The sequence below is a fragment of the Niveibacterium terrae genome (genome assembly GCF_048213115.1).
Lineage (GTDB): Bacteria > Pseudomonadota > Gammaproteobacteria > Burkholderiales > Rhodocyclaceae > Niveibacterium > Niveibacterium terrae.
This window is the reverse complement of record NZ_CP172404.1, coordinates 896682-917122: the sequence shown is the minus strand read 5'-3', so window position 1 is coordinate 917122 and position 20441 is coordinate 896682. Positions and strand designations below refer to the sequence as shown.

Below are 20441 nucleotides of genomic sequence, written 5' to 3'. Positions count from 1 at the left end.
GACTTGGATCATGAGCGCTCGAATTCTCGATGGCAAGGCAATTGCCGAACAAGTACGCGAACAGATCGCGCGGGACGCCGCCGCGCTGATCGCGCAAGGCACGCAACCCTGTCTGGCCGTGATCCTGGTCGGTAACGACCCGGCCTCGTCGGTCTATGTCCGCAACAAGGTCGCCGGCTGCGAGAAGGCGGGCTTTCGCTCGCTGAAGTTCGAATACGCGGCCGACGCCGAGCCGCAGGTCGTGCTCGACAAGATCGCCGAGCTCAATGCGGACGCCAGCGTCCACGGCATCCTGGTCCAGCTCCCGCTCCCGCCGCAGTTCGACGAGGACGCGGTGCTCGAAGCGATCGATCCTGACAAGGACGTCGACGGCTTCCATGCGGTCAATGTCGGACGCCTGCTGCAGGGCCGCGAAGGCTTCTACCCCTGCACTCCGTGGGGCGTCATCAAGATGCTCGAAGTCGGCGGCGTAGAGATCCAGGGCAAGGACGCGGTCGTGATCGGCCGCAGCAACATCGTCGGCAAGCCGATGGCGGTGATGCTGCTCGCCCGCGGCGCCACGGTCACGGTCTGCCACTCGAAGACGAAGGATCTGGCGGGCCATGTGCGCCGCGCCGACATCGTCATCGCCGCGGTCGGCCGCCCCAACTTCGTGACGGGCGACATGCTCAAGCCCGGCGCCGTCGTCATCGACGTCGGCATCAACCGCCTGCCCTCCGGCAAGCTGTGCGGCGACGTCGAGTTCGCATCGGCGGCCGAAGTCGCCTCGCTGATCACGCCGGTCCCGGGCGGAGTCGGCCCGATGACGATCACGATGCTGCTCGGCAACACGCTGCTGTCGGCCCAGCGCGCCGCGAAAGCCTGAACGGCAAGGACGAAAAGATGAACGAGAAAGCCATTGTCGGAATCGTGATGGGTTCCACGTCGGACTGGCCGACGCTGCAGATCGCCGCGAAGATCCTGCAGGAATTCGGCGTCCCCTTCGAGGCGCGCGTCGTCTCGGCCCACCGCACGCCCGACCTGATGTTCGAATACGCCGAAGCCGCGCGCGCGCGGGGCCTCAAGGCGATCATCGCCGGCGCCGGCGGCGCCGCCCACCTGCCCGGCATGCTGGCCGCGAAGACACCGGTCCCGGTGCTCGGCGTGCCGGTGCAGAGCCGCGCGCTGTCGGGCGTGGACTCGCTGCACTCGATCGTCCAGATGCCCAAGGGCATCCCGGTCGCGACCTTCGCGATCGGCGAGGCCGGAGCCGCGAACGCCGCACTGTTCGCGGTCGCGCTGCTCGCCAACGAAGACAGCCGTCTGCGGGATGAGCTCGACGCCTACCGCGCCCGCCAGACCCAGAGCGTGCTCGACATGAAACTGGAAATGCCGCAATGAGCGCAATCCTCCCCCCGGCGACTCTGGGCATGCTCGGCGGCGGCCAGCTGGGCCGCTTCTTCGTGCTCGCCGCCCACGAGATGGGCTATCAGGTCTGGGTTCTCGATCCGGACCCGGCGAGCCCCGCCGGCGCCGCCGCCGACCGCCACCTGAAGGCGGCCTTCGACGACTATGCGGCGCTCGACGAGCTCGCCCACGGCTGCGCCGCGATCAGCACCGAATTCGAAAACGTTCCGGCCGACACGCTGGACTATCTGGCCAAGTTCGTGCCGGTCCGGCCCTCGGCCGACGCGGTCGCGGTCTGCCAGAACCGTGTCGCCGAGAAGAGCTTTCTCGCCAGCCACGGCATCCCGCACGCCCCCTTCGCGCCGATCAACACCGAAGCGGATCTGCGCGAAGTCTCGCCCACCCTGTTCCCGGCGATCCTGAAGGTCGCCCGCTTCGGCTACGACGGCAAGGGCCAGGCCAGGGTCGCGAACCGCGACGAAGCGATCGCCGCGTTCCGCGGCTTCAAGGGCGAAGCCTGCGTGCTCGAACAGATGCTGAGCCTCGACTACGAGATCTCGGTCGTGCTGGCCCGCGACGAGGCGGGGCAGGTCAAATGCTTCCCGGCCTCGGAGAACTCGCATTCGCGCGGCATCCTCGACGTCTCGATCGCCCCGGCCCGCGCGACGGTCTGCCTGCGCGACAGCGCCCAGGAGATCGCCGAGAAGATCGCCGCCGATCTCGGTTACGTCGGCACGCTGGGCGTCGAATTCTTCATCTCGCGCGGCGAGCTCTATGTCAACGAGATGGCACCCCGCCCGCACAACAGCGGCCACTTCACCGTCGACGCCTGCGTGACGAGCCAGTACGAGCAGCAGGTCCGCGCGCTGGTCGGTCTGCCGCTCGGAGACGCCCGCGCGCACAGCGTCGCGGTCATGGTGAACCTGCTCGGCGACATCTGGTTCGACGCCGCCGGCAACTGCCGCGAACCGGACTGGTCGCGGCTCTTCGCAATCCCCAACCTGAAGCTGCACCTCTATGGCAAGCGCCACGCCCGTCCCGGGCGCAAGATGGGCCACTTCACCGTGATCGGCACCGACCCGGTCAAGGTTCTCGCGGCTGCGACCGCGGCACGTTCCGCGATCGGCATCCGCGACGAATGAACAGCGACCGGCCTCGCCGGTCCGCCCCTCCATGATCCTGACACCCACTCCCGAAAACCTCGCACGCGCGGCCGAGCTGCTCGCCGCCGGCGAGCTCGTCGCGCTGCCGACCGAAACGGTCTATGGCCTGGGCGCCGACGCCTCCAACCCGGTCGCCTCGGCGAAGATCTTCGCCGCCAAGGGCCGTCCCGCAAACCACCCGCTGATCGTCCATCTGGCCGACGCCAGCCAGCTGCCCGAATGGGCGCGCGAGATCCCGCCCGAAGCGCTCGCGCTCGCGAAGGCCTTCTGGCCCGGCCCGCTGACGCTGATCCTGAAGAAGCAGGCCGGCGTCCCCGAGGTCGTGACCGGCGGCCAGGACACGGTCGGCATCCGCATCCCCGACCATCCGGTCGCCCAGGCGCTACTGCGCGCTTTCGGCGGCGGCATTGCCGCGCCGTCGGCGAACCGCTTCGGCCGGATCAGCCCGACGACGGCCCGCCACGTCGCCGCCGAGCTGGCCGACCAGGTCGCGCTGATCCTCGACGGCGGCGCCTGCGACGTCGGCATCGAGTCGACGATCCTCGACCTGTCGCGCGAGACTCCGGCGATCCTGCGCCCCGGCGCGATCGGCGCCGATGCGATCGCCGCGGTGATCGGACGCCGCCCGAGCGAAGCAACCCAGGCCGCGCCGAGCGACGCCCCCCGGGTCTCGGGCTCGCTGCCCGGCCACTACGCGCCGCGCACGCCGCTCGAAATCCTCACGCCCGAAGCGCTCGACGCGCGGCTCGCCCGGGACGGCGAACACTGCGCGGTCCTCGCGCGCCACCAGCCCTCCGCCCTGCCCCACCAGGTCTGGATCACCGCGCCCGAAGATGCCGCCGGCTATGCGCACGGCCTCTATGCGAACCTCCGGGCTCTGGACTTCAGCGGCGCAACCGTGATCCTCGTCGAAGCGCTGCCCAACGACTCCGAGTGGACCGCGATCCACGACCGTCTCGGCCGCGCCGCGACCGGATCCGGCGCCGCCTGAGCGAGCGACAAAGCAAAAATCAAAGTCGATCTCACGCAGAGCCGCAGAGGCGCAGAGGAAAAACAAAAGCGTTTCTCGTGTGGTCTCGACGAGAGCAGCGAATCGAGGGGGACGCTTTCCCCCTGCCAAGTGTTCGTCTTTGACCTTCTCCTCGGCCGGTTTGCATGCCGGGCCGGCTTCACCGGCACGAAGCAGTGCTTCGTGAAGTCCCTTTGAAGCTCTGCGGCTCTGCATGAAGCAGGCCTTCGGGTGCACGGACGGCGACCTAAGCCCCTGTCCTCTCAGGTTCCGCCTTTGACCTTCTCTGCGACTCTGCGGCTCTGCGTGAGATCCGCCTTGTCTCTGGCCTTTCTCCCGCCTTCCTGCGCGGAATCTGATCGGGGTTAAACCCGGGCCAGTTACGATTGACTGCATGGCAGCAAGCTGGCGATACTGCCCACAAGGCATATGCCCTCCCCTCGGGAGGCCCGCCTTGGGGAATTCTCCGTCGGGCAAGCCTGTCGGCCCACCCGTCAGGAAAGCAGCCATGAACGCACCGCGCCTGAAAAAGAAAACCAACGCCTCCCCCCCGGCCCGCGCTCGCCGCTTCGCGAGAAAACCGCCCATCGACTTTGAAGCCAGACTCGCTGAGCCTGCTTCGCTGATTTCGTTGTCTTCCTTACAGGAGTTGCAACAAGATGGTGCTCACTTTTTCCGGGGAGCTTCTCCCCAGCACTGAAGTCCGAAGCAGTCAGGGCGGCGGCGCCGCGCGGATCGGGAGGGCGGGCTGATGGATACCGTCCTGCACTTCCTGTCGCAGCAAGGCGTGCTGCTGCTCTTCATCCTGGTCGGCATCGGCATGTCCTTCGGCCACATCAAGGTCAAGGGCGTCGCGCTGGGCGCCGCCGCCGTGCTCTTCGCGTCGATCGCTCTGTCGGCCTTCGCCAAATCCCGCAACCAGGACCTCGAAGTCCCTGAAGTTTTCGGCACGCTGGGCCTGACCCTGTTCACCTTCACGGTCGGCGTGGTCTCCGGTCCGAACTTCTTCGCATCGCTCCGCCGGGGCCTCGGCCCCATCCTCGCCACGGTCTGCGCGCTGACGCTGGGCGCGCTCGTCGCGGTCGTCGTCGGCCGCCTGCTCGGCCTCGATCCCGCGACGATCGCCGGAGCCTTCGCCGGCGCCGTCACGAACACGCCGGCCCTGGCCGCGGCCCGCGAAGCCGCGCACGACAACACGCTGCCGACGGTCGCCTACGCGGTCACCTACATCTTCGGCGTGATCGGCATGCTGCTCGCCGCGATGCTCGCACTGCGCCACCGCGCCCACGACACCGACCTGCCGCCGGCCCTGGTCAACTGCACGGTCCGTGTCGAGACGAGCGATGAGCCGCGCATCCGCGACATCGAGAAGAAGCACTCCGACCTGATCAAGTTCTCGCGCGTTCGCCATGGCGGCATGAGCTATCCGATCGCGGCCGCTTCGGACAACGACGTGCTGCGCCGCAACGACCTCGTCACCGTGGTCGGCCCCGCCGATCTGGTCGAACAGGTCACCCACGAGCTGGGCCACCCGTCCTCGCACGCGCTGGACCAGGATCGCAGCTTCGTCGACGTGCGCCGGATCACGCTGTCGAACAACAATCTCGCCGGCCATCCGATCGGCGAACTCGATCTGCTCGGCAAGTTCGGTGCGACGATCTCGCGCGTGCGCCGCGGCGACGTCGACATGCTGGCGACCGAAAGCCTGGTCCTGCAGCTGGGCGACCGCGTCCGCGTCATCGCCCCCTGCGAGAAGATGAAGGCGATCACCGCCCACTTCGGCGACTCGGCACGCGGCATGTCCGACATCAACCCGATCGCGCTCGGCATCGGCATGACCCTGGGCATCCTGCTCGGCAAGATCGTCTTCCCGGTTCCGGGCACCGTGTTCTCGATCGGTTCGGCGGCCGGCACGCTGGTGCTGGGCCTGATCCTCGGCCGATTGGGCCGGGTCGGTCCCTTCGTGACCACGATGCCTTTCACGGCCGCCCAGGCGATCTCGGAGTTCGGCCTGCTGATCTTCCTCGCCCAGGCCGGTTCGAAGGCCGGCGCGCAGATCGGCGATGCGTTCGCGTCGGGCGCCTGGATCAAGATCATGATCGTCGGCATCGCGGTCACCTGCACCGTCGCGGCCGGCATCTACATCGTTATGCGTCAGGCCTTCCACATGGGCGGCACCAAGCTCTCCGGCGTGCTGGGCGGCACCCAGACCCAGCCGGCGGTGCTGGGCTTCGCGAACGGCCGCACGGGCCACGACAGCCGCGTCGCCTTGGGCTACGCGCTGGTCTACCCGGCGGCGATGATCACGAAGATATTGCTGGGGCAGATTTTGGGCGGGCTCTGAAGCCCGCAGCGATGACGAGGGCGACCCAAACCAGGTCGCCCTTTTCGATTCAAAAGCTTTGCCGCGGAGGACGCGGATGAAAAAGAGGACTTGAGACAAGGCAAAACCGATAAATGCAAGATCTGCCCCCCCGTGGCTGGAAACGTGGCGGTACGATCCACCGAGAACTGACCAAACTTGGCGCAACTGAAGCCGTGGCCAAGCGGGTGGCGGGCAATTATCGCTGCTGGTGGCGAAACAGCGCAGGCAGCTCAATTGGGTGATGACCATCGCCTACTTCGACAAACTCGGCTTACCCCGACTCTCATGATCTCAACCACTCGAACCGCCCGAAGCGGATCTGCATGCCGGGAAGTGTGGCAGGGGATCGGTCAGTCAATCTGACCGCCCCTATGCTGATTGCCGATCTGCAGCCTTATCTCTACTCGAATGTGACGTGCGGCCTACCCTGCCATTCATGAACGCGGGGCAAAGGAATAGACTGACCGTGTAGATTAAGCAACCACAGAACGGAGCTGCGCGATGTCCGCTGGCGGGCAAGGAGAGGCTATCTGTTGCGGGATAATGGATATTATCCATGCTTATGGACATGAGTTACCCAAGCAAATAATTAGCTATTTTTATATAAATGCGGAAGATTTGGATATTACTCTATCTATTTGTCAGTCTCTGCAAAAACATATATGCAGCTCATTTTTGCAACAAAAATTGCGATACTCCGCCTTTTGTTTTGTATGACAAAAATTGCACCAACAATAAGTTGGCCACAAAAACCGAAATCGATGTGCTTCTCATGTTTTGCTATTGTTTTGCTTTTGTCTGTCAAAAAAGTGAGGAGAAATATGTTGAGGCGTCATAGGAGGGGAATGGTTCCGCATAAGAAAAGTGCAGATTTTTGGCTAAAAAAAAGCAAGGGTGATGATGCTAAAAAGATGATTCTAGAATTCTCTTTGTCGCAGACCGCGCGAGAACATGTAGAGCTTGGCGATGCATGGAAGCAAATTGACACAAAAGCACAGGCTTCTACGGCGGCGGCGGGGGTATTTGTGGGCGGAGTTTTTGTGTTTGTACGAACGCCAGCTTTGGTTCTAGATTCAATAGAGAGACTTTTTGTTTGCTTTGTCTTGCTTTGCCTTGTTCTGTCAACTGTATTTTCGGTAAGAGGGATGCTTGTCAGAAAAATTCCAATGCCTCGCACAGGGCAGCAGATTTTCCAGGAGGTTGAGAGACTATGGGGTGATCCTTCAAATGAATTGATGGGGCGTTATTTGGGATTAGTGGGGGATTCTATTAAAGACTGGGCAAGAACAAATAGTGCAATTGTTGAGGCTTTGGAGCGCAAAGGGAGAGTTGTTGCCTGGGCCCAAGGCGCGCTAATTGTGTCTGCATTCGCCATTGTTGTTTTGGTTGCTTATTCGATATTTCGCAAATAATTCTCATCACGTAACAAGGAGGCATCATGAAGTGCAAAATTGATTTTTGTGAAAATGAATGCCAATCGCTTAGCAATTATTGCAAAGATCATCAAATTCAGACGATTATAACGCGCCCCGGTGTGTCGGATGGAAGTTTTGAATTCCGTTCTGTTTCGTTTAAGCGCAGGTCAAATAGAAGAGTATTGATTTTGGTTGGATCCTTAAATCAAAAAATATTAGGTGAGGTGAGCGCGAGAGGGGGTGACGTTGAGCGCTATTCAGTTTCCTTTAAACGAAGGCCAAATAGAAAAACATTTCTTTCTGTTAAGTCATTAAAGCGGGGAGGGAGCACCGGTTCGGGGGGGGGGTACAAATAGGCCGCAAAAAACCCCGGGGTCAGGTCTTGCATTCGTTCATTTTGATTCAACCCAAGGCCTGACCAAATTGCCGTTCCTTAGCGGTCGCCACCCGTTGTTGCATTCATCACAGCCCGTATCGCCTCGTTGGCGTACAACCAAGCTCCAACCCCACCTGAAATGGTACGGCGCTTATGAGATCGCACCTTCTGATTTTTCAATGCGCATTTTTCCTGTGCGGTCAAAGACCAAGGCGAAATTTTCAGACGGAGAATTTTCCGAGAGTAGCCAGGAGTATTTAGAAATGACTGCACGGAGCTCGTTCTGACTGCTTGCTGCTGAATATTCTTTCTGAAATGGCACACTCTGATCGAGCAGACCCTTGAATTCCCCTAGGGCTTTTACCGTACTCAGCTCCCGCTCCATTCCCGGGTTGTCCTTCAAGGCTTGCTTAAGCTGTGCGGCATATGGATAACCTTCCGGAAACTGCGCCTGCCCGTAGGAATCGTAGTGGATACTAGAAGGGGCTATCGGGATACTGTTTTCCGACAGAAACGTCGGAAATTTTTGATTGATATGCTGAGTCAGGGCATCGATATTTTTCTGCGATGGCATTAGCAAAGGTGGAATTTCGGCGTTTGGACTGGCTGGTTTTGATGAAAAGTATGCATCCAGATCCAGCACCGACTCCCCCCTGTCGGTATCAAGACTGGCGGTTGTGGTGCCACCTGCCTTGAAGTCAGCGGCAATCCGATCACGTGCGGCCGCTGAAATGCTGACCACATCGGCAAAACGTTCCGCCGGAGCGGCAATTTTTGTACTGTAGCCTTGCCTACCGGCAACTGATTGATATACCCCGGAAACATTGCCAGCACTGCGCACGTCTTGTATCTGCATGATTTAATCTTTGAAGAGACATGACACAAGCCAAGCAAATTGCACACCAACAAAGGAATCCCCGGGGCCAGGTCTTGCATTCATTTATTTTGATGCAATTCAAGACCTTGACCCGCGATCATCTATTCGCCAATTTCGATGCAATTGATAACCTGAGCCGACTTCTTTTGAATACAGCAAGGGCGGCCCGCAGCCGCCCTTGCCCCCCTCTCCCCAGCCCTCTCCTGCCAGCCGGGTGAGGGAGCCCGCCCGAAGACTATCCCGGGTTCCGGAACGACCTAGCTCTGGGGCGCGCTATTGGGGCCCCACGTAGTTGCCATTGACGAACCGGCAACTGTACTGGGCCGGTAGCAGCTGGCCCCGGCGCAGCCAGTGCTCATTGCCGTAGCCCTGTACGGGCGAGAACACCTTCACGAGATTCCCCTTGATCTCGAGCACCGGGCCGCAGTTGGTTTCTGTCTCCACCTTGATGCCTGAACGGAACTTGCCGATGCGCGCCTGCTCAGCCTTGGCCTGCCGCTCCTGTTCCGCTCTTTGCTGCGCCTGCTCCTGTTCCTCCCTCTTGCGTTGGCGCTCCTGCTCCGCTTTGCGCTGGGCAAAAAGCTTCGGATAGTCCTGCTCGGCCGCTTTGAGACGGGGAACAAAGTAGGCTTCGAACTGCTGCTGCACGTCGGCTTCGAAAGCAGCGCGGGCGGCGTCCTGAGCCGCGCCATAGGCCGTCAGGTCGGAATTGAGCTTCGGCAGTTCCTCTTTTCGCGGCGGCACCGGGAAAGCCTCATATGGCACAAGATCCTGATACCTGGCGATATCCTTTTCGCGGAGCGTCACAGCGGAACGCAGGCGGTCCGCAAGCAGCCTGTCCAGTTCCGCGTTGCGTGCGACGGCGGCCAACACATCGCGGCCACGCGCTTCGAGGCTGTTCGCCTTGCGCGGCAGATAGGCGTAGCCGGCCCGCTCGACGGCCTTCGCGAGTTGGCTGTGGAAATCGTCGGTGATGAACTCGAGCGTCTGATAGTTGCTTCCCGAAGACGGCCGCCCAAGTTCGATGAAATAGCGCTCGAGCCCCGCATAGGAGCTACATGGCGCCCATGCACTGTGGCGATATCCCTCCTGCGTACAGCTGGACTTCAGCTTGTAGCCCTGATACACGATTTGCGATACGCGGTAGAGCCCCGCATCGAGGCGGAACTTGATCCAGCCGGTGGCGCGCGGTCGAGCATTGGAGCTACCCAAATTCGCAACGACCGGATTGCTCGGATCCAGCGTAACGTCATCGGACAGACGATAGCCGTCCTTCTCGACGAGGAGGTAGCCGTAGAGCGCTTGCTCGGCGCGAGCGGGAACCGCCAGCAGGGTGGAAGCGCCGAGCAGGGCGGCCGAAAAACCAATCAGATTGCGGAGAAGCGCTGCCATTCAGAGTCCTGTTGTGTTCGCGTGTCGTGGCACTTCTGTGAGCACAAGAGCCCATCTCACTTTGCGGCATTTTCCCAGAGTGAAGACCTCGAACTCAAGTTTCACGGCTGCGCTATCTGTCAAGATTGGTGTCCGCGTCTGAAAGTCGTCATCAGGAATACCCAGCACTCGGGTTCTGCACTCGCTCATTTCGATGCAATTGATAACCTGGGCCCTCGGGCTCAGGTCTTGCATTCGTTCATTTTGATTAAGTTCAAACCCAACCCACCTTGCTTGACCAGCCCCCGCGCTCTTCTTAACATCCCCGCCATGCAGACCCTCCGAACGCGACGGCTCGAACTCGTTCCGGCGACGCTGGCGCTTGTCGAGGCAGAACTCGAATCCTCCGGGGCGCTCGCAATGCGGCTCGGCGCCGTCGTTCCCGGATGCTGGCCGCCGGGCGAGTACGACCGTGCCGCACTGGAGTTCTTCCGCGAACGCCTCGCCCGAGACCCGGCTGCGGCGGGCTGGTACTCCTGGTATGCGATCCACCGCCCGACCGACTCCGATGATGCGGTTCTCGTCGGCGCGGGTGGCTTCTTCGGTCCCCCGGGTGCTGACGGCATCGCCGAAGTCGGTTACTCGATCGTCCCCGAGTTCCGGTCGCGCGGCTTCGCGAGCGAGCTCATCCAGGCGCTCGTGTCGCACGCGCTCGCGAAGCCCGAAGTCCTGCGCGTGATCGCGCACACCGCTCCGGCGAACCTTGCGTCCATCCGGGTTCTTGAACGCAGCGGTTTCAGGCTCGCCGGAACGGACGACGAAACCGGGATGATCCGGTACGCGAGCACCAAAAAGAACGATTGATTGCCCACCTTCGCATGAAAGGCGTGTGACGCTCTCGTTTCATGAATGCGACAGCGCAACGAGCTGGTCGCCGCAACGGCTACGGGTTAGCATCCGCCGCTGATTTTCCCGGACAACACAGGGTCGGCTCAATGTTCCTCCTGCGCGGCATTGCGATTGCTTGTTTCTTTTCCGTGCTGCACCCGATATTGTCGCTGTTCGCACTGCTGCTACTGTCGGTCCCGGTTTTCCTGAGCCGGGCTTTCTCACCGCGCGCACGAGCCCTGCTCTCGCTGATCCGCAGCGGCATGATTTTTCTGTTCGCTTTCTGGTTCTGCAATCTGCTCTTCGGACATTTCTGGCGAAATCCGCTGATCATCGCGACGGGCAAACCGACAAGCGCGACGGTGGTTTCGATTGCGCCGACCCTGAGCCAGCACAACGATCAGGTCGTGATGCGCGAGGAGTTGCTGATCCAGCCGCAAGATCGCACGCAAAAGCCCGTGCTGAGCTATTTCGAGACCGACGGATTCAACATCTCGCCCGCCCCAGTGGACGGCTACACCTGGCCGGGCATAGGGCAGAAATTCAACGTGCGCTACGCGCCCGAATACCCGGCAGCCCTCGTGATCATCTCCGACGACGAAAGCGAATACAGCAGAGGATTGCGCTGTGGCCGCAGAGCAGAGGCGATTTCCCGGCTCCGCCGCCTGATTGCGGCGGATCCGGGAAATGCCCAATACAAGGCAGAGCTGGCGCGGATCGGGCAGGACAAGGCCTGCCCCTGAGCGGTTCGAACTACTGCAGCGCAGCTTCCCCGGCAAGACCGATCATCTGTTCGAGTTCTTCGCCCGACAGCACCCTGTCGAGATTCAGCGCGACGACGAAGGAGCTACCCAGGCGCAGCATCCCTGAGACGAAATCGGCGCGAATTCCGGCACCGAAGTCCGGGCGCCTCTCGATCTGCGCGGCGTCGATCTCGACGACTTCGTCGACGGCATCGACGATGACGCCGAGCGGCTGCAGCTCCTCGCCCATCATCACCTCGACGATAACGATGCAGGAACGCCGCCCCACCCCGGTCCTGGCCCGACCGAAACGCACCGACAGGTCGATGACCGGCACCACCGCGCCGCGCAGATTGATCACTCCGGCCAGAAATGCAGGCGTCAGCGGGATCGCCGTCAAGCGGGGAAACTCGATGATCTCGCGGATGGCCTGGATCGCAATCGCGAAGTGCTCGCTCCCCAGCGTGAAGGTCAGAAACTGCTGCGCTTCGGCACTCGGCAGTTCGGGCGCCGCTTGCCGTGTCGACACCGCCTGCAGCGTCGTAGAGGATTGATTTGCACTCATCTCAATCCCTCAGAATCGGACAAAGGCTTCTTCATCTGCCGACAACTCTTCCTGCGGCTCAGCGCGCCGACTGCGCTTGCTGCTGCGAGCCGTGCTCTTGGCTGCCCGGTGCTGCTGAGCATCGCCGTCGGTCTGGAAGAACTGCATCATCTCCTGCAGCCCGACAGCCTGAGCACTCATCTCCTCGGCCGTCGAGGAGAGCTGCTCGGAGGCCGAGGCGTTGGCCTGAGTCACTTGAGTCAGCTGACCGATCGCACTGTTGATCTGGTCGAGTCCTCCAGTCTGTTCGCGCGAGGCAGCCGAAATCTCTTGAACCAGATCGGCCGTGCGCGTGATCGACGGCACCAGATCCCCCAGCAACTTGCCGGCACGCTCGGCCATACCCACGCTGTTCGAAGCCAAGGAGCTGATTTCCTGCGCGGCGATCTGGCTGCGTTCAGCGAGCTTCCTGACCTCGGCGGCGACGACCGCGAAGCCCTTGCCGTGGTCGCCCGCGCGCGCCGCTTCGATCGCCGCATTGAGCGCCAACAGATTGGTCTGATAGGCGATGTCGTCGATGATGCCGATCTTCTGGGCGATCAGCTTCATCGCTTCGACCGTCTCGCCGACTGCCTGTCCGCCTTCGCCCGCGTCATGCGCCGACTTCGAAGCGATACCTTCGGTCACCTTCGCATTTTCGGAGTTCTGCGCGACGGTCGCCGAGATCTCCTCCATCGACGCGCTGGTCTCCTCGACGCTGGCGGCCTGCTCGGTCGCGTTCTGGCTCAGCACCTGGGCCGACGCGGAAACCTCTTCGGAGGCCGAGGCCAGCGAATCGCTGGTCGCGCGAACCTCACCGATCACATGCTTGAGCTCCTCGACCATGGTGCGGACCGAATGCAGCATGCTCGAAGAATCCCCGGTACGCACAGCCACCTGAACGCGCAGGTCTCCCTGCGCAATCTTCTCGATCACTCCCGCAGCGTATCCGGGCTCTCCGCCCAGCACCTTGCCGAGATTTCTCGCGATCAGAAACGCAACGGCGATCGACAAAAGAGTGGACATTATCGCGACGACCACGACAACGCCGAATGAAAGCGAAATGCTTTGATGAGCCTCAGCATTGGACTTTTCCATCACCTTGGTCTGGTAGTCCGACAACTCCTTTATCGCACCGATGTAGGAATTATTGGCAGTAGTAAAGTCCCTATTGAGGTAATCAGCAGATTTGGCTTTGTCCTGTCGGGAAAGAGAAATGACCTTTTCACCGGTCTGCTGATAAGCCTCATGCTTCGTCATAATGTTTCGAAGGAGTTCCTTTCCCGTCTCCGACTTGATCTTGGGTTCCAGATCCCTCAGCGCCTCGGTGGTCGCAGTCATCCGCTGCGTCACCTTGTTTAAGGCTCCGCTTTCCTGATCCTGGCTGGTCGCCATCAGCAAGGTTCGCAACTGGCGGCCCGTGTCGACAGCATTGATCGTCAACTGATTGGCCACCATCACTTTCGGCACACGGTCCTGGGTGATTTCCTCCAGCCGCCCTCCCAGATCGCTGATTCTGGTCAGGCTAAAAATGGAGATGGCGACCAGAAAGGCCAGAACCGCCCCAAAGCCCAGGTACAGGCGAGTCGCCACTTTCATATCCTTGAACATTTACCCCTCGCAAATAGAAGCAAAACAGATGACAGGACAGGCCTGAAGCCGGATTCAGGTGCAGAGCTTGCGCTGCGGCGCAATCTCCGCCGGAGATTCACCGATCTCGCCGAGGAAGCTTCTGCCCCGGCAGTCCGACACGCCAGGAATACCTTGGAAAACACATGTAGCCTATCGGCACCCGAAGGGACAAGTTTAGCTGCTCTTCATACTATTTCTTCATGCTTCATCCCTCGTCTCGATCCTGGAGTGGCCCTCCGGAGCGCACGATGCCGTGGATCAGGAGCACTCGCCTTCTCATCGCCGCACCGATCACCGCCTTGGGCGCATGGCCGGAAGCGAGCAGCCGTTCGCCAAAGGTCTTCAGGATGGGGGGAGTAAGACCACCATGCCCGGCATGTAGAGCCCAGTCGAATCGGGACATTCCCCGCGCGGAGCTGAATCGGCCCGGCTCCTGGCGCCTCGTGCAGGTACAATCGATGCCCCCCAGAGAAGGGTCGCGCGCCGCCGGTCCGTGGCGCAGCCGACCCACACGGAGATCTGACGCTTGACGATGAACCAGCCTTCGAGCACACAGCTCGGAACGGATGACCACAATCAGGTCCTGTCCGGCTTTCTCCATGTCTATCCGGTCGTGTCGCGCCGCGTGGGAGGAGTGTCGATCGGCATCAACCTGAACCTCAACAATGCCTGCAACTGGCGCTGCGTCTATTGCCAGGTTCCCGAGCTCAAGCGCGGCGCCCCGGATGCGGTCGATGTCGCGCGGCTCGAACATGAGCTGGCTGCGGTGCTGGAAGAAGTCCTTCATGGCGACTTCATGCAGGATCATGTGCCGGAAGGCATGCGGCAGCTCTGCAGCATCGCGATCGCCGGCAACGGCGAGCCGACGCTGAGCCGGCAGTTTCCTCAGGTCATCAATGCCGTGCTGCGCCAGGTCGAAGCATTCGGCCTGCTCGGCCGGCTGCGCATCGTGCTGATCACCAATGGCAGCATGATGCACAGACCCGAGGTGCAGGACGCGCTGCGATCGATCGCGCCGGTCGGCGGCGAAGCCTGGGTCAAGGTCGACCGGGGCAGCGAGGCCTCGATCCGGCGCGCCAACCAGGTCGGTCTGGACGCCGCGCGCGCCCGCCGACAAGTTGAAACGGCCTCGGCCTGCTGCCCGACCTGGGTTCAGACCTGCATGTTCCAGTGGAAGGGCGAGCCGCCTGACGAACGCGACGTCTCCGACTATGTCGAGCTGGTCGCCTCGTTCGAGGGCATCCTCGGCGTCCAACTCTACGGCGTCGCGCGCGAACCGATGCTGGACGAAGGGCAGCAGGTCTCCCCGGTCAGCCGCGCCTGGCTGGAAGCGCTGACCGAGCGCCTCAGGGCGCGAGGCGTCAAGGTGCAGCTCTGCGCCTGACCCCCGGCGATGTCGCGTAGCCGGAAAGGCGATGCGCTCGCCCGCGCCGCCAAGCCCCGGGATGAACAGAAAGTCGTCGCATGGACGGGGCTGCAAGTTGCTTGAGGTGCGCCGCCCCGAGCTGTCGGGAATTCTGACACTCACCTCGGCAACCATCCCGGACGCTTGCATCAACCGACGGCAAGACACTGAAATAAAAAGAAAAAACCATCCTCGACATGGCAGGCATAGCAAATGCTTATAAGCTCAGCAGAGCTGGCGCGTTAGCCACGAAAGTGCAGGCCGATCCAGTTCTTACTTTTTCATCAAGTAAGGAACCGCGAACATGAAACCACTGACTTTGGCGCGATTTTTCCTCCTGGCCGCACTCGCCTTTTTTGGCGTTTCGTCCCAGGCCAGCACCATCTTTCTTGCCGGATCGGAGGCGGCGAGTTTTCACCACATAGACGCCTACACAAACCCGGTATTCAAGCAACTGGAAGGCACTTCCACGTTGCCTGTGCTGGTGATCAATAATTTCGGCGCAACGGCGGGGTTCTATGCCGATACCGGCGGCGTGGCGGTGACCTATATGTCACCGACCGAGTTCTCGACGGCGACGCTGAGCAACTACAGCACGATGTTCTTCGCCTCTCCCGGCACTTGCTGCGGCGATCCGTATGCTCTTCTGGGAAGCCGTGGAGCGGATGTCGCTGAATTCGTCGCGAGCGGCGGCAGCCTCTACGTCGAGGACTATCAGGGCAACGAGGCCTGGAATGCCATCCTCGGTCTAACCGTTCCGGCTTCGGCCATCACCAGCGGGGCGACGTCCCCGGACTGTCTTGACCCAGGGCTGTCGACGCCAGCCGGTCTGGCCTTTGGATTTGCACCCTCGTACTCGATGGGCTGCTTCCAGCATCAGACCTATGATCCGGAGTACTGGGCGAAGCAAGGCTATTTCGCACTCCAGGTCTCCGGAACCGACAATGCCCAGAAGGGCCACTGGATAACCATGGCGACGGGCTTCGTTGAACCGGGCACGGTACCGGAACCCGGCTTGATGGCTCTGCTCGGCTTTGGTCTGCTTGGCCTGCTGGGAATGCGTCGCCGCTGAGTCGGAGCAGATCATTCGCTCTTGGTAGCGGTCGTTCTTTGATACCCCCAAAAGGCGCAGACGCTGCCTTTTGGGGGTGTTTCGTTTCTAGCGGCGGAGCCTCCGGGGCAGAACGCTTTCCCGCTCCGCCGTTCCAGTCAGCGCGGGCCGGCCCGAGGCATTCCCCCCACATGCGCCCGCCTCCGGCGTGACCAGAATTCATACTCCATTTACATTACCCGGTTTGACTAGCGGGTGATCCGGCAGGCTCGCGCTCGGGCCTTGCCCCCACTTCACTCTCAGAGACCAGAGACCATGACCGAGAACGAAAACGAAAAGACCGGAAAACCTTTCAGCTACTACATCAGGGTGTTGCACCGGGACATCGGCTTTCTGCTGATCGGCCTGACCCTGGTGTTCAGTCTGAGCGGAATCCTGCTGGTCTACCGACCGACCGGCCTGCTGAAGTTCGACACCCCGGTCTCCCGCAAGATAGAGCCGGGGCTCGCACCCTCCGACCTGGGCCCGGCGCTGCACCTGCGCCAGCTCGAAATCCTCGGCGATGACGGCCGCACGGTCAGCTTCGGCGGCGGACGGGGCCTGCGGGACGGCAAGTACGACAGGGCGAGCGGAGCTGTCAGCTACACTGAGAAACGGCTTCCGGCCGCACTCGACAAGCTCACCGAACTGCACAAGTCCAACAGTCACGATCCTGTCCACTGGTTCGTCGTCCTCTACGGCGTGCTGCTGACTTTCATGGCCGTCTCGTCGTTCTGGATGTTCAAATCGACGACCCGCCAGTTCCGCAGGGGCCTCGTTCTCGCCGCCGGCGGATTCGTCGCGGCCGCCGTGCTTGTCCTTGTCGCCTGAGGCCCTTCGCCGGGTTCATGCTGAAAAGCCCTCTTTAGCCGGGGAGAACGGGATGTCGGGGACTCTTGTGTCGAGCGCAGGGGGCGTCGCGCGGCGCCTGCTCCATGTACTGCGCGTGCTGGTCAGGCACGGTTTTCTGAAAACCCTGCTCGGCCGGAAGCACTTGCCGCGACCGGAGCAGGTCCGCGAAGCGATCGAGGAGCTGGGCCTCACCTACATCAAATTCGGGCAGGTGCTCGCGATCCAGCGCGGACTACTGCCGAACGCGCTGGTCGATGAACTGACTCAGCTTCACGACAAGCTTCCGGCGATGCCCTTCCCCGAAGTCAGCGCCATCGTCGAGGCTGAACTCGGCGCCCCTCTGAGCGAGCTCTTCACCTCCTTCTGCGCGACTCCGCTGGGCGCAGCGTCGATCGCCCAGGTTCACGAGGCCAGGCTGGCGGATGGCCGCCGGGTCGCCGTCAAGGTGCAGCGCCCGAAGCTCGCGCCAGCCATAGCGAAAGACATCCGCGTCCTGAAGTTCCTGGTCTCTCTGGGCGAGAAGTTCATCCCGCGCCTGCGCGGCTTGCATTTCAAGGACGCCCTCGATGAACTCGCCGCAAGCCTGATGCGGGAGACCGACTTCCACCGCGAGGCCGCTTCGATCACGATTTTCCGCAACACGACGGCCGATCTTCCGGACGTCTGGATCCCCGAAGTGATCTGCACCCATTCGAAGGGCTCGGTGCTGACGATGGAATTCTCGGCCGGGGAGAGGATCGACGTCTATGCGCAGAGGCATCCCGAGGCGATGCCGCAGGCAATCGATTCGCTCGTCCGGCTGATGATGCAGACGATCTTCGAGGAAGGGCTTTTCCATGCCGATCCTCACCCCGGCAATGTCTTCATCCTGCCCGACGGCCGCCTCTCGCTGCTCGATTTCGGCTGCACCGGAGAGCTCGACGAGAGGATGAGGGAGACACTGGCCATCCTGCTCGAAGCGGTCATCGCCGGCGATGCGCGGGCCGCGACGGCAGCCTATCTCGAAATGAGTTCGGACAGCGATCAGGTCAATCGCGTGGCGCTGCAGAACGACATCAAGGCCGTGCTCTATCAAGTGCGCCGAAGAAACATATCGGACATCTCGATCGGCGCTCTGCTCGATGCGCTGGTCCGGGCGGGGACGGTCAATGGTATCCGCTATCCCGGCGAATTCGTGCTGCTCTCGCGCGCGATCGTGATCCTCGAAGCGATGATCCGCCAGCTCGCGCCCGCTCATGACTACATGGCCTCTTTCCGCGGCCAGGTCTCCCGGATGACCGTCGGGATCTTCTCGCCTGAGCGGGTCAAGGAGAAGAGCGGCAAGGTCGCGCGCGACGTCGCACGCCTGATCGGGGACGGGCCGAACGATCTGCGCCGCATCCTGCACCGGGTCTCGGAAGGCGATCTGGGCCGTCTGCCCAGGCTGGAAGCGCTGGCCGAACGCCTGATCAGCAACGTCGAACAGCTGGCCGGCGCGATCATCTACGCGGCGCTGGTGGTCAGCGGCGCGCTGCTGATCCTGACCCCGCACGAGCACAGCGGCAAACACATCGTCGGCTCGATCATGATCACGCTCGGGATCATCGGCATGCTCGCGACCGTGTTCGGCCGCGCCCGCCGGCGCTAGCGGAGCGACAACGGGCGTGACGGGTGCGTTTCCAGCCTCCGTTTCCCCCTCACTTTCACACGCACGATGAATTTCAGGACCCGCATGAGTAATCTGACACGACGAGGTTTCATCAAGATCGGCTCGGTCGCAGGAGCGGCTCTTGCCGGTGGTGCTGGCAGCCTGCTTCTGGGCTTCGGGGAGGCCGACGCGGCGGAGGGCGCCAGCGGATTCCAGGCGGCCAGCGAAGCCATGACCGGCGATCCGGAGCGCAAGGCCAGGAAAGCGCCGGGAATCCAGAGCGTGTCTGCGCTGTGCGAAGTCACCGGCGGCGGCCAGAAAGTCTACGGCATCGCCATCCAGTACGATCAGGACATCGATCCCGCCAGTCTGGCGCTCGACACCTACATGGCCGGCGTCGTCCCGGTGGCCAAAGGGTTTTTCCCCGGCATGCCCCAGGCTCCGGACAAGAATTCGACGACGGCAAAGCCCGAAGCGCGGCGCGTGGCTGCCCTCTACACCAACGCCGATCCGGCCCTGCGCGCCGACCATCGAAACGTCACTGGCCGCTATGTCATCGCCGAGTTCGAGCACAAGCCCGATCTGAGCCTGCCAAGCACCGACAGCGACAAGGTCTCGCTCCGCCAGCACAAGAGCGTCAAGACGCTCGCCGGCACCCTCTATGCCGGCAGCTCCACCGTATGGACCAACAGCGGTCCGCGCGGGAACACTGTACGGATCCGTGGCGTGGACGCCTGGGAGCAGAACCACTGGTGGTGGGACGACAAACGCTCCGCGTATCTGGAATACAGCATCTACCTGCCCGAGTCCTTCCTGAAAGAAGGCGGCGAAGAGAAGGAATATCCGCTCCTCATCGCGATCACCCACTCGGGCACCAGCTACGACGGCAGCTGCGCCGCCACGCTGACCGAGCAATGCATTGCCAGCATCTGGGGCATGCCGGAAGAGCAGGAGCGGCACGAATGCGTGGTCATCACCCCGCGCTATGAGCGCACCACGATGAACGACTACTGGGAGCACACGTTCGACGTTGAGAACACCTACAAACTGGTCGAATCGATGCTGGAGAACACATGGAACTTCGGCAACCCCAACAAGAAAGACCGACGCGACAAGGTTCTGAAGATCGACCGCAAGCGGGTGTACTGCACGGGCTGGTCGATGGGCGCGATGACCTCGCTGTGGATGATGGCCAGGCATCCCGATACCTTTGCCGCAGGCCTGATCATTGCCGGCCAGCAACGCCCGAGCGATGTGGTCGATCTGGCCAAGCAGAACGTCCTGATCATCACCGGCGCGCAAGACCAGAAGGCCACGCCCTGGAACGAGGAATGCGTGCCGCTGTGGGAAAGCGCCGGAGCCCGGGTCACTCGGCCCAAGGAATATCTCGACCCGGCGCTGATCTTTCCGGTCCAGGATCAGGGGAAGTTGAACGAGCAGATCAACGGCTATCTCGGCAAGGGAGGCAACATCACCTTCCTGACCTTTGCGCAAGTCGATCACATGGGTTCGGCCAGAAAGTTCTTCCACATCCAGGCCGCGCGGGACTGGTTGTTCAGCCATGTGAAGGCATAGTCGGCGCGGCGCAGGACAAGCCCCCGGGATCAGGCCTTGCTGACGACTGCTGATGCAATCCGGGGCTCCGGAGGATCGCCAGAC

At 62.0% G+C, this 20441-nt stretch carries 19 protein-coding genes; 14 read left to right on the top strand and 5 right to left on the bottom strand.

From position 1 onward, the window contains the following. Positions 1 to 10 precede the first annotated feature (10 nt). From folD to ACHFB9_RS04125, 7 genes are all read left to right on the top strand, one after another. Positions 11 to 865, top strand: coding sequence for a bifunctional methylenetetrahydrofolate dehydrogenase/methenyltetrahydrofolate cyclohydrolase FolD (gene folD / locus ACHFB9_RS04155; RefSeq protein WP_417069719.1), 855 nt, complete (start codon positions 11 to 13; stop codon positions 863 to 865). A gap of 17 nt (positions 866 to 882) precedes the next feature. Next, a complete protein-coding gene (gene purE / locus ACHFB9_RS04150; RefSeq protein ID WP_417069718.1) occupies positions 883 to 1380 on the top strand; it encodes a 5-(carboxyamino)imidazole ribonucleotide mutase in 498 nt (165 codons plus the stop codon). Continuing rightward, positions 1377 to 2528 (top strand): 5-(carboxyamino)imidazole ribonucleotide synthase, encoded by a 1152-nt coding sequence (locus tag ACHFB9_RS04145; protein ID WP_417069717.1) that lies wholly within the window; start codon positions 1377 to 1379, stop codon positions 2526 to 2528. Before purE ends, ACHFB9_RS04145 begins: the two co-directional genes overlap by 4 nt. Before the next feature lie 31 nt (positions 2529 to 2559). Next, complete coding sequence (locus ACHFB9_RS04140; protein ID WP_417069716.1) at positions 2560 to 3540, top strand: L-threonylcarbamoyladenylate synthase; 981 nt, start codon at positions 2560 to 2562, stop codon at positions 3538 to 3540. A 526-nt stretch (positions 3541 to 4066) separates the two neighbouring features. Beyond that, positions 4067 to 4258, top strand: a complete 192-nt coding sequence (locus ACHFB9_RS04135) for a hypothetical protein (RefSeq protein ID WP_417069715.1) — start codon at positions 4067 to 4069, stop codon at positions 4256 to 4258. Between the two features lie 51 nt (positions 4259 to 4309). Continuing rightward, complete coding sequence (locus ACHFB9_RS04130) at positions 4310 to 5902, top strand: aspartate:alanine exchanger family transporter (protein ID WP_417069714.1); 1593 nt, start codon at positions 4310 to 4312, stop codon at positions 5900 to 5902. A gap of 683 nt (positions 5903 to 6585) precedes the next feature. Further along, entirely contained in the window at positions 6586 to 7335 is a 750-nt protein-coding gene (locus tag ACHFB9_RS04125) for a hypothetical protein (RefSeq protein ID WP_417069713.1), read from the top strand. Positions 7336 to 7865: 530 nt separating this feature from the next. Here ACHFB9_RS04125 and ACHFB9_RS04120 read toward each other — a convergent pair. Both ACHFB9_RS04120 and ACHFB9_RS04115 read right to left on the bottom strand, forming a co-directional pair. Then, on the bottom strand, positions 7866 to 8570 hold the full coding sequence (locus ACHFB9_RS04120; RefSeq protein ID WP_417069712.1) for a hypothetical protein: 705 nt from the start codon (positions 8568 to 8570) through the stop codon (positions 7866 to 7868). Positions 8571 to 8864: 294 nt separating this feature from the next. Next, on the bottom strand, positions 8865 to 9983 hold the full coding sequence (locus ACHFB9_RS04115) for a hypothetical protein (RefSeq protein WP_417069711.1): 1119 nt from the start codon (positions 9981 to 9983) through the stop codon (positions 8865 to 8867). Between the two features lie 309 nt (positions 9984 to 10292). On the opposite strand from ACHFB9_RS04115, the gene ACHFB9_RS04110 reads away from it, so the two are divergent. Then, positions 10293 to 10826, top strand: a complete 534-nt coding sequence (locus ACHFB9_RS04110) for a GNAT family N-acetyltransferase (protein WP_417069710.1) — start codon at positions 10293 to 10295, stop codon at positions 10824 to 10826. A 41-nt stretch (positions 10827 to 10867) separates the two neighbouring features. Next, the gene (locus ACHFB9_RS04105) at positions 10868 to 11593 is read left to right on the top strand and encodes a hypothetical protein (RefSeq protein ID WP_417069709.1); all 726 of its coding nucleotides are present in this window, start codon (positions 10868 to 10870) and stop codon (positions 11591 to 11593) included. A gap of 10 nt (positions 11594 to 11603) precedes the next feature. Here ACHFB9_RS04105 and ACHFB9_RS04100 read toward each other — a convergent pair whose 3' ends face one another. The 3 genes from ACHFB9_RS04100 to ACHFB9_RS04090 form a co-directional block, all read right to left on the bottom strand. Further along, positions 11604 to 12158: a chemotaxis protein CheW gene (locus tag ACHFB9_RS04100; RefSeq protein ID WP_417069708.1), complete on the bottom strand. Its 555-nt coding sequence runs from the start codon at positions 12156 to 12158 to the stop codon at positions 11604 to 11606. Positions 12159 to 12167: 9 nt separating this feature from the next. Beyond that, on the bottom strand, positions 12168 to 13787 hold the full coding sequence (locus ACHFB9_RS04095) for a methyl-accepting chemotaxis protein (protein ID WP_417069707.1): 1620 nt from the start codon (positions 13785 to 13787) through the stop codon (positions 12168 to 12170). A 226-nt stretch (positions 13788 to 14013) separates the two neighbouring features. Beyond that, positions 14014 to 14211, bottom strand: a complete 198-nt coding sequence (locus ACHFB9_RS04090; protein ID WP_417069706.1) for a hypothetical protein — start codon at positions 14209 to 14211, stop codon at positions 14014 to 14016. 129 nt (positions 14212 to 14340) lie between these two features. Here ACHFB9_RS04090 and ACHFB9_RS04085 point away from each other — a divergent pair, with 129 nt between their 5' ends. From ACHFB9_RS04085 to ACHFB9_RS04065, 5 genes are all read left to right on the top strand, one after another. Continuing rightward, positions 14341 to 15192 carry a radical SAM protein gene (locus ACHFB9_RS04085; protein ID WP_417069705.1) on the top strand — a complete coding sequence of 284 codons (852 nt, stop codon included), beginning with the start codon at positions 14341 to 14343 and terminating at the stop codon, positions 15190 to 15192. A 325-nt stretch (positions 15193 to 15517) separates the two neighbouring features. After that, positions 15518 to 16285, top strand: a complete 768-nt coding sequence (locus ACHFB9_RS04080; protein ID WP_417069704.1) for a PEP-CTERM sorting domain-containing protein — start codon at positions 15518 to 15520, stop codon at positions 16283 to 16285. Between the two features lie 294 nt (positions 16286 to 16579). Beyond that, complete coding sequence (locus tag ACHFB9_RS04075) at positions 16580 to 17134, top strand: hypothetical protein (protein ID WP_417069703.1); 555 nt, start codon at positions 16580 to 16582, stop codon at positions 17132 to 17134. A 52-nt stretch (positions 17135 to 17186) separates the two neighbouring features. Next, positions 17187 to 18782, top strand: coding sequence for an ABC1 kinase family protein (locus ACHFB9_RS04070; RefSeq protein ID WP_417069702.1), 1596 nt, complete (start codon positions 17187 to 17189; stop codon positions 18780 to 18782). A gap of 84 nt (positions 18783 to 18866) precedes the next feature. Continuing rightward, the gene (locus tag ACHFB9_RS04065; protein WP_417069701.1) at positions 18867 to 20357 is read left to right on the top strand and encodes a prolyl oligopeptidase family serine peptidase; all 1491 of its coding nucleotides are present in this window, start codon (positions 18867 to 18869) and stop codon (positions 20355 to 20357) included. Positions 20358 to 20441: the final 84 nt, after the last annotated feature.

Bases quoted from the DNA above. Each gene is read 5' to 3' on its own strand.
- folD (WP_417069719.1), top strand. From the start codon at position 11: ATGAGCGCTCGAATTCTCGATGGCAAGGCAATTGCCGAACAAGTACGC.
- purE (WP_417069718.1), top strand. From the start codon at position 883: ATGAACGAGAAAGCCATTGTCGGAATCGTGATGGGTTCCACGTCGGAC.
- ACHFB9_RS04145 (WP_417069717.1), top strand. From the start codon at position 1,377: ATGAGCGCAATCCTCCCCCCGGCGACTCTGGGCATGCTCGGCGGCGGC.
- ACHFB9_RS04140 (WP_417069716.1), top strand. From the start codon at position 2,560: ATGATCCTGACACCCACTCCCGAAAACCTCGCACGCGCGGCCGAGCTG.
- ACHFB9_RS04135 (WP_417069715.1), top strand. From the start codon at position 4,067: ATGAACGCACCGCGCCTGAAAAAGAAAACCAACGCCTCCCCCCCGGCC.
- ACHFB9_RS04130 (WP_417069714.1), top strand. From the start codon at position 4,310: ATGGATACCGTCCTGCACTTCCTGTCGCAGCAAGGCGTGCTGCTGCTC.
- ACHFB9_RS04125 (WP_417069713.1), top strand. From the start codon at position 6,586: ATGCAGCTCATTTTTGCAACAAAAATTGCGATACTCCGCCTTTTGTTT.
- ACHFB9_RS04120 (WP_417069712.1), bottom strand. From the start codon at position 8,570: ATGCAGATACAAGACGTGCGCAGTGCTGGCAATGTTTCCGGGGTATAT.
- ACHFB9_RS04115 (WP_417069711.1), bottom strand. From the start codon at position 9,983: ATGGCAGCGCTTCTCCGCAATCTGATTGGTTTTTCGGCCGCCCTGCTC.
- ACHFB9_RS04110 (WP_417069710.1), top strand. From the start codon at position 10,293: ATGCAGACCCTCCGAACGCGACGGCTCGAACTCGTTCCGGCGACGCTG.
- ACHFB9_RS04105 (WP_417069709.1), top strand. From the start codon at position 10,868: ATGAATGCGACAGCGCAACGAGCTGGTCGCCGCAACGGCTACGGGTTA.
- ACHFB9_RS04100 (WP_417069708.1), bottom strand. From the start codon at position 12,158: ATGAGTGCAAATCAATCCTCTACGACGCTGCAGGCGGTGTCGACACGG.
- ACHFB9_RS04095 (WP_417069707.1), bottom strand. From the start codon at position 13,787: ATGTTCAAGGATATGAAAGTGGCGACTCGCCTGTACCTGGGCTTTGGG.
- ACHFB9_RS04090 (WP_417069706.1), bottom strand. From the start codon at position 14,211: ATGTCCCGATTCGACTGGGCTCTACATGCCGGGCATGGTGGTCTTACT.
- ACHFB9_RS04085 (WP_417069705.1), top strand. From the start codon at position 14,341: ATGAACCAGCCTTCGAGCACACAGCTCGGAACGGATGACCACAATCAG.
- ACHFB9_RS04080 (WP_417069704.1), top strand. From the start codon at position 15,518: ATGAAACCACTGACTTTGGCGCGATTTTTCCTCCTGGCCGCACTCGCC.
- ACHFB9_RS04075 (WP_417069703.1), top strand. From the start codon at position 16,580: ATGACCGAGAACGAAAACGAAAAGACCGGAAAACCTTTCAGCTACTAC.
- ACHFB9_RS04070 (WP_417069702.1), top strand. From the start codon at position 17,187: ATGTCGGGGACTCTTGTGTCGAGCGCAGGGGGCGTCGCGCGGCGCCTG.
- ACHFB9_RS04065 (WP_417069701.1), top strand. From the start codon at position 18,867: ATGAGTAATCTGACACGACGAGGTTTCATCAAGATCGGCTCGGTCGCA.